Source organism: Pseudoxanthomonas sp. LjRoot206 (genome assembly GCF_056175725.1).
The window spans coordinates 1-12,437 of record NZ_JBGFFI010000001.1; the positions used below are offsets into that span (position 1 = coordinate 1).

At 64.3% G+C, this 12,437-nt stretch carries 24 protein-coding genes; all 24 read left to right on the forward strand.

What is annotated here, in order from left to right:
* Window positions 1–372, forward strand: a 372-nt coding sequence (locus tag AC04MD_RS00005; RefSeq protein ID WP_475495317.1) for an EF-Tu C-terminal domain-related protein, incomplete at its 5' end; no start/stop codon positions are given.
* 568 nt (window positions 373–940) lie between these two features.
* The gene (gene rpsJ / locus AC04MD_RS00010) at window positions 941–1,252 is read left to right on the forward strand and encodes a 30S ribosomal protein S10 (RefSeq protein WP_027070119.1); all 312 of its coding nucleotides are present in this window, start codon (window positions 941–943) and stop codon (window positions 1,250–1,252) included.
* Window positions 1,253–1,263: 11 nt separating this feature from the next.
* Window positions 1,264–1,917: a 50S ribosomal protein L3 gene (rplC, locus tag AC04MD_RS00015; protein ID WP_093296342.1), complete on the forward strand. Its 654-nt coding sequence runs from the start codon at window positions 1,264–1,266 to the stop codon at window positions 1,915–1,917.
* 11 nt (window positions 1,918–1,928) lie between these two features.
* Window positions 1,929–2,534 carry a 50S ribosomal protein L4 gene (gene rplD / locus AC04MD_RS00020; RefSeq protein ID WP_192272441.1) on the forward strand — a complete coding sequence of 202 codons (606 nt, stop codon included), beginning with the start codon at window positions 1,929–1,931 and terminating at the stop codon, window positions 2,532–2,534.
* Complete coding sequence (gene rplW, locus AC04MD_RS00025) at window positions 2,531–2,830, forward strand: 50S ribosomal protein L23 (RefSeq protein ID WP_055941273.1); 300 nt, start codon at window positions 2,531–2,533, stop codon at window positions 2,828–2,830. The genes rplD and rplW overlap by 4 nt, the downstream gene beginning before the upstream one ends.
* A gap of 11 nt (window positions 2,831–2,841) precedes the next feature.
* Complete coding sequence (gene rplB / locus AC04MD_RS00030) at window positions 2,842–3,669, forward strand: 50S ribosomal protein L2 (protein ID WP_056878819.1); 828 nt, start codon at window positions 2,842–2,844, stop codon at window positions 3,667–3,669.
* 6 nt (window positions 3,670–3,675) lie between these two features.
* Window positions 3,676–3,951 carry a 30S ribosomal protein S19 gene (gene rpsS / locus AC04MD_RS00035; RefSeq protein WP_055941277.1) on the forward strand — a complete coding sequence of 92 codons (276 nt, stop codon included), beginning with the start codon at window positions 3,676–3,678 and terminating at the stop codon, window positions 3,949–3,951.
* 12 nt (window positions 3,952–3,963) lie between these two features.
* Window positions 3,964–4,299, forward strand: a complete 336-nt coding sequence (gene rplV, locus AC04MD_RS00040) for a 50S ribosomal protein L22 (RefSeq protein ID WP_055943295.1) — start codon at window positions 3,964–3,966, stop codon at window positions 4,297–4,299.
* A 2-nt stretch (window positions 4,300–4,301) separates the two neighbouring features.
* Window positions 4,302–5,021: a 30S ribosomal protein S3 gene (rpsC, locus tag AC04MD_RS00045; RefSeq protein ID WP_475495318.1), complete on the forward strand. Its 720-nt coding sequence runs from the start codon at window positions 4,302–4,304 to the stop codon at window positions 5,019–5,021.
* Between the two features lie 6 nt (window positions 5,022–5,027).
* Window positions 5,028–5,441 (forward strand): 50S ribosomal protein L16, encoded by a 414-nt coding sequence (gene rplP / locus AC04MD_RS00050; RefSeq protein WP_055941282.1) that lies wholly within the window; start codon window positions 5,028–5,030, stop codon window positions 5,439–5,441.
* The gene (gene rpmC, locus AC04MD_RS00055; protein ID WP_055941284.1) at window positions 5,441–5,626 is read left to right on the forward strand and encodes a 50S ribosomal protein L29; all 186 of its coding nucleotides are present in this window, start codon (window positions 5,441–5,443) and stop codon (window positions 5,624–5,626) included. Before rplP ends, rpmC begins: the two co-directional genes overlap by 1 nt.
* Window positions 5,627–5,638: 12 nt before the next feature.
* On the forward strand, window positions 5,639–5,905 hold the full coding sequence (rpsQ, locus tag AC04MD_RS00060; RefSeq protein ID WP_055941286.1) for a 30S ribosomal protein S17: 267 nt from the start codon (window positions 5,639–5,641) through the stop codon (window positions 5,903–5,905).
* 15 nt (window positions 5,906–5,920) lie between these two features.
* Entirely contained in the window at window positions 5,921–6,289 is a 369-nt protein-coding gene (gene rplN / locus AC04MD_RS00065; RefSeq protein WP_013535986.1) for a 50S ribosomal protein L14, read from the forward strand.
* Window positions 6,290–6,304: 15 nt separating this feature from the next.
* Window positions 6,305–6,622, forward strand: a complete 318-nt coding sequence (gene rplX / locus AC04MD_RS00070) for a 50S ribosomal protein L24 (protein ID WP_162338026.1) — start codon at window positions 6,305–6,307, stop codon at window positions 6,620–6,622.
* Window positions 6,623–6,630: 8 nt separating this feature from the next.
* Entirely contained in the window at window positions 6,631–7,173 is a 543-nt protein-coding gene (rplE, locus tag AC04MD_RS00075; RefSeq protein WP_055941290.1) for a 50S ribosomal protein L5, read from the forward strand.
* 20 nt (window positions 7,174–7,193) lie between these two features.
* Window positions 7,194–7,499, forward strand: coding sequence for a 30S ribosomal protein S14 (gene rpsN, locus AC04MD_RS00080; protein ID WP_062352415.1), 306 nt, complete (start codon window positions 7,194–7,196; stop codon window positions 7,497–7,499).
* A 207-nt stretch (window positions 7,500–7,706) separates the two neighbouring features.
* Window positions 7,707–8,105 (forward strand): 30S ribosomal protein S8, encoded by a 399-nt coding sequence (rpsH, locus tag AC04MD_RS00085; protein ID WP_310164347.1) that lies wholly within the window; start codon window positions 7,707–7,709, stop codon window positions 8,103–8,105.
* 16 nt (window positions 8,106–8,121) lie between these two features.
* Complete coding sequence (gene rplF / locus AC04MD_RS00090; protein ID WP_192201780.1) at window positions 8,122–8,649, forward strand: 50S ribosomal protein L6; 528 nt, start codon at window positions 8,122–8,124, stop codon at window positions 8,647–8,649.
* 29 nt (window positions 8,650–8,678) lie between these two features.
* Window positions 8,679–9,035, forward strand: a complete 357-nt coding sequence (gene rplR / locus AC04MD_RS00095; protein ID WP_055941298.1) for a 50S ribosomal protein L18 — start codon at window positions 8,679–8,681, stop codon at window positions 9,033–9,035.
* 156 nt (window positions 9,036–9,191) lie between these two features.
* Window positions 9,192–9,734, forward strand: coding sequence for a 30S ribosomal protein S5 (gene rpsE / locus AC04MD_RS00100; protein ID WP_055941300.1), 543 nt, complete (start codon window positions 9,192–9,194; stop codon window positions 9,732–9,734).
* A complete protein-coding gene (gene rpmD, locus AC04MD_RS00105; RefSeq protein WP_055941302.1) occupies window positions 9,727–9,918 on the forward strand; it encodes a 50S ribosomal protein L30 in 192 nt (63 codons plus the stop codon). The genes rpsE and rpmD overlap by 8 nt, the downstream gene beginning before the upstream one ends.
* A complete protein-coding gene (rplO, locus tag AC04MD_RS00110) occupies window positions 9,918–10,361 on the forward strand; it encodes a 50S ribosomal protein L15 (RefSeq protein ID WP_082563251.1) in 444 nt (147 codons plus the stop codon). The genes rpmD and rplO overlap by 1 nt, the downstream gene beginning before the upstream one ends.
* 7 nt (window positions 10,362–10,368) lie before the next feature.
* Entirely contained in the window at window positions 10,369–11,730 is a 1,362-nt protein-coding gene (gene secY, locus AC04MD_RS00115; RefSeq protein ID WP_464747867.1) for a preprotein translocase subunit SecY, read from the forward strand.
* A gap of 342 nt (window positions 11,731–12,072) precedes the next feature.
* Window positions 12,073–12,429 carry a 30S ribosomal protein S13 gene (gene rpsM, locus AC04MD_RS00120; protein WP_055943298.1) on the forward strand — a complete coding sequence of 119 codons (357 nt, stop codon included), beginning with the start codon at window positions 12,073–12,075 and terminating at the stop codon, window positions 12,427–12,429.
* Window positions 12,430–12,437 lie beyond the last annotated feature (8 nt).

Sequence of the window (12,437 nt, forward strand, 5' to 3'; positions counted from 1 at the left end):
AACGCCGACGCCGGTCTGCTGCTGCGCGGCACCAAGCGTGACGACGTGGAGCGTGGCCAGGTGCTGGCCAAGCCGGGTTCGATCACCCCGCACACCGAGTTCGAAGCCGAAGTCTACGTGCTGAGCAAGGACGAAGGCGGCCGCCACACCCCGTTCTTCAAGGGTTACCGTCCGCAGTTCTACTTCCGCACCACCGACATCACGGGCGCCGTGACCCTGCCGGAAGGCGTGGAGATGGTGATGCCGGGCGACAACGTGAAGATGGTGGTCACCCTGATCAACCCGGTGGCGATGGACGAAGGCCTGCGTTTCGCGATCCGCGAAGGCGGCCGTACCGTCGGCGCCGGCGTGGTGGCCAAGATCATCAAGTGACGTCCTGACCCGGACGGGCCAGCCCGTCCGGCTTCGTCAGGCCGTCATCCCCGCGAATGCGGGGATCCAGTGCCTGACGAAGCGACAAGGGCGGACCGGAAACTCCGGTCCGCCTCTTTTTTGCAGAAATCCTCGCGTTCGACGCCGAAGAATGCTGCAAAACAGCAGAACCTGCGTTATCATGCGCGCCCCTTGACGGTCGCTTGGCCCGAGAGGAATCGCATGATCCGCCAGCGCCCCCTGGGAGGCCGCTGGTTCTTACCGCGAAAAGAGGTGCAGGAAGCGCCTCGTGTTCGCCAGACACGGAGTGTCGCGTGCCTTCCTGCAGGCCTTCGGGCGGGGCAGGGCATCCCGGTGGTTGACGGGACATGTCACGCGTCCTATACTTTCATGTCTGGGCGGGCCGGTTTACCGGCTCGCCTAGTTTTTCAGGAAGATTCCCCAGCCGATCCGGCGCTTTCCGTCCGTGGAGTTAACGCGGCCGGTGGGGAGCTGGAACAGCTTGGACTAACCGGGGCAAGGCATCCCAGAGGCCGCGCCCGTCGCTCTTTAACGAAGGAACACCGTCATGGCGGACCAAAAGATCCGAATCCGGCTCAAGGCGTACGATCATCGTCTGATCGACCGCTCGGCCAGCGAGATCGTCGAAACGGCCAAGCGGACCGGCGCGCAAGTGCGCGGCCCGATCCCGCTGCCGACCAAGATCGAGCGCTACACCATCCTGGTTTCCCCGCACGTCGACAAGGACGCGCGTGACCAGTACGAAACCCGCACGCACAAGCGCGTGCTCGATATCGTCGACCCCAACGACAAGACCGTGGACGCGCTGATGAAGCTCGAGCTCGCGGCTGGCGTCGATGTGCAGATCAAGCTGACCTGAGGCCCACGACCATGACCGCGAAGAAATATTCGTTGGGTCTCGTCGGCCGCAAGGCTGGCATGACCCGCGTGTTCACCGAAGATGGCAAGTCCATCCCGGTAACGCTGATCGAAGCAACCCCGAACCGCATCACCCAGATCAAGACCCCGGAAGCCGACGGCTACAGCGCCGTGCAGGTCGCCGTGGGAACGCGTCGCGCCTCGCTCGTCACCAAGCCGGTCGCCGGTCATCTGGCCAAGGCCAAGGTCGAAGCCGGTCGTGGCCTGTGGGAGCTGCGCGTGGAAGCCGACAAGCTGGGCGACTTCACCGTCGGCGGCGAGATCAAGGCCGACATCTTCGAAGTCGGCCAGATCGTCGACGTCCAGGGCGTCACCAAGGGCAAGGGCTTCCAGGGCACCATCAAGCGCTGGAACTTCCGCATGGGCGACGCCACCCACGGTAACTCGCTGTCGCACCGCGCGCCGGGTTCGCTGGGTCAGCGTCAGACGCCGGGTCGCGTGTTCCCGGGCAAGAAGATGTCGGGCCACATGGGTGCCGTGCAGCAGAGCACGCAGAACCTGGAAGTCGTCCGCGTGGACGCCGAGCGCGGCCTGATCGCCGTTCGCGGCGCCGTGCCGGGTGCGCCGGGTGGCGACGTGATCGTGCGTCCGGCGAGCAAGGGTTGAGGAGAACGACCATGGAACTAGCCATTACAGGTAGCGCCAACAAGCTGTCGGTCTCCGACGACGTGTTCGGCCGCGAATTCAGCGAAGATCTGGTTCACCAGGTCGTCGTTGCCTACCGCAACGCCGGTCGTGCCGGCACCAAGGCGCAGAAGACCCGCGCCGAAGTGAACGGCACCACCAAGAAGTCCAAGAAGCAGAAGGGTGGCGGTGCTCGCCACGGCGCCCTGACCGCGCCGATCTTCGTCGGCGGCGGCGTGACCTTCGCGGCCAAGCCGCGCAGCTTCGCGCAGAAGGTCAATCGCAAGATGTACCGCGCGGCCATCAGCTCGATCCTGTCCGAGCTCAACCGCCAGAACCGCCTGAAGGTCGTGGAAGCGTTCGACGTGGACGCCACCAAGACCAGCGCACTGGTCGAGAAGCTGAAGGGCCTGGACCTGGGTCGTCGCCCGCTGATCGTCACCGAGGATGCTTCCGAGCACCTGTACCTGTCCGCCCGCAACCTTCCCTACGTGGAAGTGCGCGACGTGCAGGGCCTGGACCCGGCGGCGCTGGTCGGTGCCGACTCCGTGCTGATCACGGCCGACGCCGTCAAGAAGATCGAGGAGTGGCTGGCATGATCAGCAACGAAAAGATTTTTGCCGTGCTGCGTGCTCCGCGCGTCTCCGAAAAGACCGTGCGCCTGCAGGAACTCTCCAACCAATACGTCTTCGAAGTCTCGAACGATGCCACTAAGGCCGATGTGAAGGCCGCGGTCGAGCAGCTGTTCGACGTCAAGGTCGAGACGGTCAACGTGGTCAACGTCAAGGGCAAGAACAAGTCCTTCCGTAACCGCGCCGGCCGCCGCGGCGACTGGCGCAAGGCGTACGTGCGTCTGGCCGATGGTCAGGCCATCGACGTGTCGGCCAAGGCCTGAGGTAGACCCACATGCCATTGATGAAATTCAAGCCCACCTCCCCCGGTCGCCGTTCGGCGGTCCGCGTGGTGACGCCCGACCTGCACAAGGGTGCTCCGCATGCTGCGCTGCTCGAGAAGCAGAGCAAGTCCGGCGGTCGCAACCACCACGGTCGCATCACCACCCGCCATATCGGCGGTGGCCACAAGCAGCATTACCGTCTCATCGACTTCAAGCGCGACAAGGAAGGCATCCCGGCGCGCGTGGAGCGGATCGAATACGATCCCAACCGCACCGCGCACATCGCGCTGCTGTGCTACGTCGATGGCGAGCGTCGCTACATCATCGCCCCCAAGGGCCTGAAGGCCGGTGACCAGGTCATCGCCGGTAGCGATGCGCCGATCAAGGCCGGCAACACGCTGCCGCTGCGCAACATCCCGGTCGGTACGACGATCCACGGCATCGAGCTGAAGCCGGGCAAGGGCGCGCAGATCGCCCGCGCCGCCGGCGCCGCCGTGCAGCTGGTCGCTCGCGAGCAGGGCTTCGCCACGCTGCGCCTCCGCTCCGGCGAGATGCGCAAGGTGCAGGTCGAGTGCCGCGCCACGGTGGGCGAAGTCGGCAACGACGAGCACAGCCTGGAGAAGCTCGGCAAGGCCGGTGCGAAGCGCTGGCGCGGTGTCAAGCCGACCGTCCGCGGTGCCGCGATGAACCCCGTCGACCACCCGCACGGTGGTGGTGAGGCGAAGGCCGGCCAGGGCAACCCGCATCCGGTCACCCCGTGGGGTGTGCCGACCAAGGGTTACAAGACGCGCAAGAACAAGCGCACGCAGCAATTCATCGTCCGCGATCGTAGGGGCTAATCGACCATGGCACGTTCACTCAAGAAGGGCCCGTTCGTCGATCACCACCTCGTCAAGAAGGTGGAGGCCGCGGGCGGCAGCAAGAAGCCGATCAAGACCTGGTCGCGCCGTTCGATGATCCTGCCGGAAATGGTGGGCTTCACGATCGCCATCCACAACGGCAAGAACCACGTTCCGGTGCTGGTCAACGAGAACATGGTCGGCCACAAGCTCGGCGAATTTGCCGTCACCCGTACCTTCAAGGGTCACGGTGGCGACAAGAAAGCCGGCGGCAAGAAGTAAGGAGAGATGACCATGGAAGCGAAAGCCATCCTGCGCACCGCGCGCATCTCCCCTCAGAAGGCCCGCCTGGTCGCTGACCAGGTGCGCGGCCTGCCCGCCGAACGCGCCGTCAACCTGCTGAAGTTCTCGGACAAGAAGGCTGCCCACCTGATCAAGAAGGTCGTGGAGTCCGCCATCGCCAACGCCGAGAACAACCAGGGCGCCGACGTCGACGAGCTGAAGGTCAAGACCATCATGGTCGACGAAGGTCCGATGCTGAAGCGTTTCATGGCCCGCGCCAAGGGCCGTGGCACCCGCATTCTGAAGCGTACGAGCCACATCACCGTGGTCGTGGGCGAGGGCAAATAAATATGGGTCACAAAGTTCATCCGACCGGTATCCGCCTGGGCATCGCCAAGGACTGGAATTCCAAGTGGTTCGCCAACAAGCGCGACTACGCCGACTACCTCGCCGCGGACCTCAAGGTGCGCGAGATGCTTCGCAAGAAGCTGGCGCAGGCGGGCATTTCCAAGATCCTGATCGAGCGTCCGGCCAAGACCGCCCGCGTGACCATCCACACCGCCCGTCCGGGCGTGGTGATCGGCAAGCGCGGTGAGGACATCGAGAAGCTGCGCAAGGAAGTGAGCGACCTGATGGGCGTCCCGGCGCACATCAACGTCACCGAAGTGCGCAAGCCCGAGCTGGACGCACAGCTGGTGGCCGAATCGATCGCGCAGCAGCTGGAGCGTCGCATCATGTTCCGCCGCGCCATGAAGCGCGCCGTGGGCAATGCGATGCGCCTGGGTGCCCTGGGCATCAAGGTCAACGTGGCTGGCCGCTTGAACGGTGCGGAAATCGCCCGTTCGGAGTGGTACCGCGAAGGCCGCGTGCCGCTGCACACGCTGCGTGCCGACATCGATTACGGTTTTGCCGAGGCGAAGACCACCTACGGCATCATCGGCATCAAGGTGTGGGTCTACAAGGGCGAAATCTTCGATTTCAGCCAGGTGGGTCAGGAGAAGCAGGACGACGCGCGCCCCGAGCGCAGCGAACGTTCGTCGCGCCCGGCTCGTGACCGCGACGCGAGGTAATCAGTCATGTTGCAACCCAAGCGAACCAAGTACCGCAAGATGCACAAGGGCCGTAACGAAGGCCTGAGCTGGAGCGGCAACCTCGTCAGTTTCGGCGAGTACGGCCTGAAGGCCACGGCGCACGGTCAGCTGACCGCGCGCCAGATCGAAGCGGCCCGCCGCTCGATCAGCCGCTACGTCAAGCGCGGCGGCAAGATGTGGATCCGTGTGTTCCCCGACAAGCCGATCACCAAGAAGCCTATCGAAGTCCGAATGGGTTCCGGTAAGGGCAACGTCGAATACTGGGTCGCCCAGATCCAGCCGGGCCGCATGATCTATGAAATCGAAGGCGTCAGCGAGGACATCGCACGCGAGGCGTTCCGCCTGGCCGCGGCCAAGCTGTCGGTCACCACCACTTTCGTGACCCGGACGGTGCGCTAATGGAACTCAAGCAACTCCGCGAGAAATCGGCTGACGAGCTGAAGGCCCACCTGACCGAGCTGCGCAAGGAGCAATTCTCCCTGCGCATGCAGAAGGTGACCGGCCAGCTGCCGAAGACGCATGAAACCCGCCGGGTCCGCCGCGAGATCGCTCGCGTCAAGACCCTGCTGGGCAGCCAGAAGTAAGGAGCGACCAAGATGAGCGATAACAAAGACAAAGCGCAACGCACCATCGAAGGCCGCGTCGTCAGCAACAAGATGGACAAGACGGTCACCATCCTGGTGGAGCGTCAGGTCAAGCACGCCCTGTACGGCAAGTACATCAAGCGTTCCACCAAGCTGCACGCGCACGACGCGGACAACAGCTGCAAGGAAGGCGACGTGGTGCGCGTGACCGAGATCGCCCCGATGTCCAAGACCAAGAACTGGCGCGTGGTGGAAATCATCACCCGCGCGGCTGAATAAGAGGAGATCTGACTCATGATCCAGATGCAGAGCTACCTTGACGCAGCCGACAACTCCGGCGCCAAAGAACTGATGTGCATCAAGGTGCTGGGCGGCTCGAAGCGCCGTTATGCCGGCATCGGCGACATCATCAAGGTGACCGTCAAGGACGCCATCCCGCGCGGCAAGGTCAAGAAGGGCGAGGTCTACGACGCCGTGGTCGTGCGTACTCGCAAGGGCGTCCGTCGTCCCGACGGTTCGCTGATCCGCTTCGATGGCAACGCCGCCGTCCTGCTGAACAACAAGCAGGAGCCGATCGGCACCCGTATCTTCGGGCCCGTGACCCGCGAGCTGCGTTCCGAGAAGTTCATGAAGATCGTTTCGCTCGCGCCTGAAGTGCTCTGAGCGGAGGACATAGAAATGGCTAACCGTATCAAGAAGGGCGACCAGGTCGTCGTCACCGCCGGCAAGGACAAGGGCAAGAAGGGCGACGTAGTGCGCGTGGATGGCGACCGCGTGGTCGTCTCCAACGTCAATGTCGTCAAGCGCCACACCAAGCCGAACCCGCAGGCCGGTATCGCGGGTGGCGTGGTGGAGAGCGAGCGCTCGATCCACATCTCCAATGTCGCGCTGTTCAACCCGGCAACGGGCAAGGGCGAGCGTATCGGTTTCAAGGTGCTGGAGGATGGACGCAAACTGCGTGTGTTCCGCTCCAGCGGTGAGGCGCTCGACGCCTGAGGAATGACATGACCACTCGTCTCGAAAAAATCTACAAGGAAGAAGTGGCGCCGGCTCTGATGAAGAAGTTCGGCTACACCAATCCGATGGAAGTGCCGAAGATCACCAAGATCACCATCAACATGGGTGTGGGTGAAGCGGCGACCAACAAGAAGATCCTGGAAAACGCCGTGGCCGACCTGGCCAAGATCACCGGCCAGAAGCCGATCACGACCAAGTCCCGCGTGTCGGTGGCTTCGTTCAAGATCCGCGACGGCTGGCCGATCGGCTGCAAGGTCACCCTGCGTCGCGCCAAGATGTACGAATTCCTGGACCGCCTGATCAGCATCTCGCTGCCGCGCGTCCGCGACTTCCGTGGCGTGTCCGGCCGTTCGTTCGACGGCCGTGGCAACTACAACATGGGCGTGAAGGAACAGATCATCTTCCCGGAAATCGACTTCGACGCCGTCGACGCGATCCGCGGCATGGATATCGCCATCACGACGACCGCCAAGAACGACGCCGAAGCCAAGGCGCTGCTCGAAGCGTTCAAGTTCCCGTTCCGCAACTGATTCGCTAGGAAAACGACATCATGGCAAAGACCTCGATGGTCAACCGCGACATCAAGCGGGAAAAGCTGGCCAAGCAGTACGCCGCCAAGCGCGACGCGCTGAAGAAGATCATCTCCAGCCAGAACGCGTCGTACGAAGAGAAGGCCGACGCGGTCGTCAAGCTGCAGAAGCTGCCGCGCGACTCCTCGCCGAGCCGCCAGCGCAACCGCTGCGAGCTGTCCGGTCGCTCGCGTGGCGTGTACCGCAAGTTCGGCCTCGGCCGCAACATGCTGCGCAAGGCCACCATGAACGGCGACGTGCCCGGCCTGCGCAAGGCCAGCTGGTAACAACGCCGGGAGGTCCTGCGGAAGCAGGCGTCCCCCTGGATGGCAAGACGAGTCCGGCACATGCCGGACTTGTTGTTGTACAATGTTCGGCTCCCGCGGCTCGGCCGGGGGAGGGCTGGTGAACCAGCCGCCCGCCTGGGGGTTTCCAGGGACAACGCAAGATTTTCGCGAAAGCGGATATCGGTGCTACTCATAAGGCAGACTCTCATGAGCATGACTGATCCCATCGCCGACATGCTGGTGCGCATTCGCAATGCCGCCGCTGTTGGCAAGCCGACGGTGAAGATGCCGTCCTCCAAGATCAAGACCTCGATCGCCAACGTTCTGAAGGCCGAAGGCTATGTCGGCGACGTCCGCGTGACGCCGACCGAGAACAACAAGGCCGAGCTCGAAATCGTCCTGAAGTACTTCGAAGGCAAGCCCGTCATCGAGAAGCTGAGCCGCGTGTCCCGTTCGGGCCTGCGCCAGTACCGTGGCAAGGCTGAACTGCCCAAGGTCCTCGGTGGCCTCGGCGTCGCCATCATCTCCACCTCGAAGGGCATCATGACCGATGCGCAGGCCCGTGCGGCCGGCGTGGGTGGTGAAGTCCTGTGCTTCGTGGCCTAAGCGAAGGAGCCCAGACATGTCCCGCGTAGCCAAGAAGCCGATCAATCTCCCGAAGGGCGTCGAACTGAATGCCCAGGGCGAGACCCTCAACGTCAAGGGCCCGAAGGGCACCCTGTCCATCGCCAAGCCGGCCGGCGTCGAACTGAATGTCGACAACGGCACGGTGAACCTGTCGCCGGTCACCCCGGCCGACGACGCCATCACCGGCACCATCCGCGCGATCCTGGCCAACATGGTCAAGGGCGTGTCGGACGGTTTCGAGCGCAAGCTCGAGCTGGTGGGCGTGGGTTACCGCGCCGCGATGCAGGGCAAGGACCTGAACCTGTCGCTGGGTTTCTCCCACCCGATCCTGTTCAAGACGCCGGAAGGCATCACCATCGCCACCCCGACCCAGACCGAAATCCTGGTGCAGGGCGCCGACAAGCAGCGCGTTGGTGAAGTCGCCGCCAAGATCCGCGGTTTCCGTCCGCCGGAACCCTACAAGGGCAAGGGCGTGAAGTACTCCGACGAAACCATCATCCGCAAGGAAGCGAAGAAGGCCTAACCGGGCTTTCGGCTTCGAGGAACCAGATCATGAGCATCAAGAACACCGCCCGCCTGCGTCGCGCCAAGTCGACCCGCGCGCACATCCGCGAGCTCGGCGTGCCGCGCCTGTCGGTGCTGCGTACCGGTCAGCACATCTACGCCCAGCTGTTCACCGCCGATGGCTCCAAGGTCATCGCGTCGGCCAACACGCTGCAGGCCGATGTGAAGGATGGCCTGAAGAACGGCAAGAACAGCGATGCCGCCGCCCGCGTGGGCAAGGTCATCGCCGAGCGCGCCAAGGCCGAAGGCATCGAGAAGATCGCGTTCGACCGTTCGGGCTACCGCTACCACGGCCGCATCAAGGCCCTGGCCGATGCGGCCCGCGAAGGCGGCCTGCAGTTCTAATCCCGAAAGGCATGGGGGCGACCCCATGCCTTGTCCTGCCGGCGCGGGCTGCGCCGGGCACGACCGCTCTTCTGCAGCGATCGCAGCATCACCGCTCCACACCACAACCATAAGCGGCCAAGCCGTACATACCTCATCAACCAAGGAATTCACGCAATGGCAGAAGAACGTCAGCCGCGGGGCCGCGATCGCGACCGCAACCGCGAAGAGAAAGTCGACGACGGCATGATCGAGAAGCTGGTCGCGGTCAACCGCGTCAGCAAGACCGTCAAGGGCGGTCGCCAGTTCACCTTCACCGCACTGACGGTGGTGGGCGACGGCAACGGCAAGATCGGTTTCGGCTACGGCAAGGCGCGCGAAGTGCCGGTCGCCATCCAGAAGTCGATGGAATACGCCCGCAAGGGCATGCTCAACGTCGACCTGAACAACGGTACGTTGTGGCACCCGGTGAAGGCCGGCCACGGTGCGGCGCGCGTGTTCATGCAGCCGGCCTCGGAAGGTACGGGCGTGATCGCCGGCGGCGCCATGCGTGCGGTGCTGGAAGCGGTTGGCGTGAAGAACGTGCTGGCCAAGGCCGTCGGTTCGCGTAACCCGATCAACCTGGTCCGCGCCACGCTGAAGGGCCTGAGCGACATGCAGTCGCCGACCCGCATTGCGGCCAAGCGCGGCAAGAAGGTGGAGGAACTCCTCAATGGCTAACGAGTCCAACAAGACCGTCAAGGTGCGCCTGGTGCGCGGCCTGCGTGGTTCCCAGTCGCGTCACCGCCTGTCGGTGAAGGCGCTGGGCCTGAACAAGCTCAACGATGTGCGTGAACTGAAGGACAGCCCGCAGGTGCGCGGCCTGATCGCCAAGGTCCACTACCTCGTCAAGGTCGAGGAGTAATCAACATGCGTCTCAACACACTGAAGCCCGCCGACGGCGCCCGCACCGAACGCACCCGCGTCGGTCGCGGTATCGGTTCCGGCCTGGGCAAGACCGCCGGTCGCGGTCACAAGGGTTCGTTCGCGCGCGCCGGCAAGGGCAAGATCAAGGCGAAGTTCGAAGGCGGCCAGATGCCGCTGATCAAGCGTTTGCCGAAGGTCGGCTTCCGCTCCAAGCTGAAGCTGGATTGCGCCGAAGTGCTGTCGTACCAGCTGGAAAAGCTGGAAGCCGGCGAGATCGACTTCGCCGCGCTGCGTGCCGCCAAGCTGGTGCCCAGCACCGCCAAGCGCGCCAAGATCGTCAAGAAGGGCGAACTGACCAAGAAGTTCGTGCTGAAGGGCGTGGCCGCCACGGCCGGTGCCAAGGCCGCCATCGAGGCTGCCGGCGGCAGCGTGCAGGAGTAACGGACGCATGGCGCAGGGTAATGCCGCCGGTGCGCTGGCAGGCGCAGGCAAGTTCACCGAACTCCGCCAGCGCCTGCTGTTCGTGCTGGGTGCGCTGATCGTCTACCGGATCGGCTGTTTCATCCCGGTCCCGGGCGTCAATCCCGATGCCATGCTTGCGATGATGCAGGCGCAGGGCGGCGGCATCGTGGACATGTTCAACATGTTCTCGGGCGGCGCCCTGCACCGTTTCAGCATCTTCGCGCTGAACGTCATGCCCTACATCTCGGCATCGATCGTGATGCAGCTGGGCGTGCACATCTTCCCCAGCCTGAAGGCGCTGCAGAAGGAAGGCGAATCCGGTCGCCGCAAGATCACCCAGTACTCGCGCATCGGCGCCGTGCTGCTGGCGATCGTGCAGGGCGGCAGCATCGCCACGGCGCTGCAGAACCAGGTCGCACCGGGCGGCATGCCGGTGGTGTACGCGCCAGGCATGGGTTTCGTGCTGACCGCTGTCGTCGCGTTGACCGCAGGCACCATCTTCCTGATGTGGATCGGCGAGCAGGTGACGGAGCGCGGCATCGGCAACGGCGTCTCGCTGATCATTTTCGCGGGCATCGTCGCGGGACTGCCGGGCGCGGTCATCCAGACCGTCGGTGCTTTCCGCGACGGCACGCTGAGCTTCATCTCGCTGCTGATCATTGCGGTGGTGGTGTTGGGCTTCACGTTCCTGGTGGTGTTCGTGGAACGTGGGCAGCGGCGGATCACGGTGAACTACGCGCGCCGTCAGGGCGGTCGCAACGCGTACATGAACCAGACCTCGTTCCTGCCGCTGAAGCTCAACATGGCCGGCGTGATCCCGCCGATCTTCGCCTCCAGCATCCTGGCCTTCCCGGCCACGCTGGCGATGTGGTCCGGTCAGAACAGTGGCGCGACCACGTGGCTGCAGCGCATTTCCAATGCGCTGGCACCGGGCGAGCCGCTGCACATGATCGTGTTCGCGGCGATGATCATCGGCTTCGCGTTCTTCTATACGGCGCTGGTGTTCAACTCGCAGGAAACGGCGGAGAACCTCAAGAAGTCGGGCGCGCTGATTCCGGGCATCCGTCCGGGCAAGGCGACGGCTGACTACGTGGACGGCGTGCTGACGCGCCTGACCGCGATCGGTTCGATGTACCTGGTGGCCGTCTGCCTGTTGCCGGAAGTGATGCGCACGCAGCTGGGCACCTCGTTCTACTTCGGCGGCACCTCGCTGCTGATCGTGGTGGTGGTGGTGATGGACTTCATCGCGCAGATCCAGGCGCACCTGATGTCCCACCAGTACGAGAGCCTGTTGAAGAAGGCCAATCTGAAGGGTGGCTCGCGGGGCGGTCTTGCCCCCCGCGGCTGAGGTATAATCGCGGGCTTCCCGCACCAGTCCGGCCGTCATGGCCGGCTGACTTAGATGGGCGGCCCTCGCAGCGATCCGGTGCGGGGGTGAGAACCAGCCAGTCCCTGCGCCAGAGTAGCGCGGGCGGGGCGAGACAGGGGGAAACCCCGGTCCCGCACCAGGCGGGTTCCGGCGCCGGAGCATGGGCACACTCCCCATGCCGGTCCGAAGTCGGCACTGCCGGCATGGGCTTCCCGTAAACACCGGATCTTGTTAGAATTTCCAGTTCACTCCGCCTGTCTGCGCGAATCCCGCCCGGGATGACCGTACACGGGCCAATACTCACAGTTGGAGAGCCGCGTCATGGCGCGTATTGCAGGTGTCAACCTGCCTGCCCAGAAGCATGTCTGGGTCGGTTTGCAAAGCATCTACGGCATTGGCCGTACCCGTTCGAAGAAGGTCTGCGAAGCCGCCGGCGTCGCGTCGACCACCAAGATCCGCGACCTGTCGGAGCCCGAAGTCGAGCGCCTGCGCGCCGAAGTCGGCAAGTACGTGGTCGAGGGCGACCTGCGCCGTGAAGTCGGCATCGCGATCAAGCGCCTGATGGACCTGGGTTGCTATCGCGGCCTGCGCCACCGTCGCGGCCTGCCGCTGCGTGGCCAGCGCACCCGCACCAATGCCCGCACCCGCAAGGGTCCGCGCAAAGCCATCAAGAAGTAAGGGGCGAC

Excerpts from the sequence above, each read along its gene's own strand:
- rpsE (WP_055941300.1), top strand. The coding sequence starts at position 9,192 with ATGGCAGAAGAACGTCAGCCGCGGGGCCGCGATCGCGACCGCAACCGC.
- secY (WP_464747867.1), top strand. The coding sequence starts at position 10,369 with ATGGCGCAGGGTAATGCCGCCGGTGCGCTGGCAGGCGCAGGCAAGTTC.
- rpmD (WP_055941302.1), top strand. The coding sequence starts at position 9,727 with ATGGCTAACGAGTCCAACAAGACCGTCAAGGTGCGCCTGGTGCGCGGC.
- rplD (WP_192272441.1), top strand. The coding sequence starts at position 1,929 with ATGGAACTAGCCATTACAGGTAGCGCCAACAAGCTGTCGGTCTCCGAC.
- rplR (WP_055941298.1), top strand. The coding sequence starts at position 8,679 with ATGAGCATCAAGAACACCGCCCGCCTGCGTCGCGCCAAGTCGACCCGC.
- rplC (WP_093296342.1), top strand. The coding sequence starts at position 1,264 with ATGACCGCGAAGAAATATTCGTTGGGTCTCGTCGGCCGCAAGGCTGGC.
- rpsS (WP_055941277.1), top strand. The coding sequence starts at position 3,676 with ATGGCACGTTCACTCAAGAAGGGCCCGTTCGTCGATCACCACCTCGTC.
- rplB (WP_056878819.1), top strand. The coding sequence starts at position 2,842 with ATGCCATTGATGAAATTCAAGCCCACCTCCCCCGGTCGCCGTTCGGCG.
- rpsC (WP_475495318.1), top strand. The coding sequence starts at position 4,302 with ATGGGTCACAAAGTTCATCCGACCGGTATCCGCCTGGGCATCGCCAAG.
- rplP (WP_055941282.1), top strand. The coding sequence starts at position 5,028 with ATGTTGCAACCCAAGCGAACCAAGTACCGCAAGATGCACAAGGGCCGT.
- rpsJ (WP_027070119.1), top strand. The coding sequence starts at position 941 with ATGGCGGACCAAAAGATCCGAATCCGGCTCAAGGCGTACGATCATCGT.
- rplE (WP_055941290.1), top strand. The coding sequence starts at position 6,631 with ATGACCACTCGTCTCGAAAAAATCTACAAGGAAGAAGTGGCGCCGGCT.
- rpmC (WP_055941284.1), top strand. The coding sequence starts at position 5,441 with ATGGAACTCAAGCAACTCCGCGAGAAATCGGCTGACGAGCTGAAGGCC.
- rpsQ (WP_055941286.1), top strand. The coding sequence starts at position 5,639 with ATGAGCGATAACAAAGACAAAGCGCAACGCACCATCGAAGGCCGCGTC.
- rpsN (WP_062352415.1), top strand. The coding sequence starts at position 7,194 with ATGGCAAAGACCTCGATGGTCAACCGCGACATCAAGCGGGAAAAGCTG.
- rplW (WP_055941273.1), top strand. The coding sequence starts at position 2,531 with ATGATCAGCAACGAAAAGATTTTTGCCGTGCTGCGTGCTCCGCGCGTC.
- rplV (WP_055943295.1), top strand. The coding sequence starts at position 3,964 with ATGGAAGCGAAAGCCATCCTGCGCACCGCGCGCATCTCCCCTCAGAAG.
- rplN (WP_013535986.1), top strand. The coding sequence starts at position 5,921 with ATGATCCAGATGCAGAGCTACCTTGACGCAGCCGACAACTCCGGCGCC.
- rplF (WP_192201780.1), top strand. The coding sequence starts at position 8,122 with ATGTCCCGCGTAGCCAAGAAGCCGATCAATCTCCCGAAGGGCGTCGAA.
- rpsM (WP_055943298.1), top strand. The coding sequence starts at position 12,073 with ATGGCGCGTATTGCAGGTGTCAACCTGCCTGCCCAGAAGCATGTCTGG.
- rplX (WP_162338026.1), top strand. The coding sequence starts at position 6,305 with ATGGCTAACCGTATCAAGAAGGGCGACCAGGTCGTCGTCACCGCCGGC.
- rpsH (WP_310164347.1), top strand. The coding sequence starts at position 7,707 with ATGAGCATGACTGATCCCATCGCCGACATGCTGGTGCGCATTCGCAAT.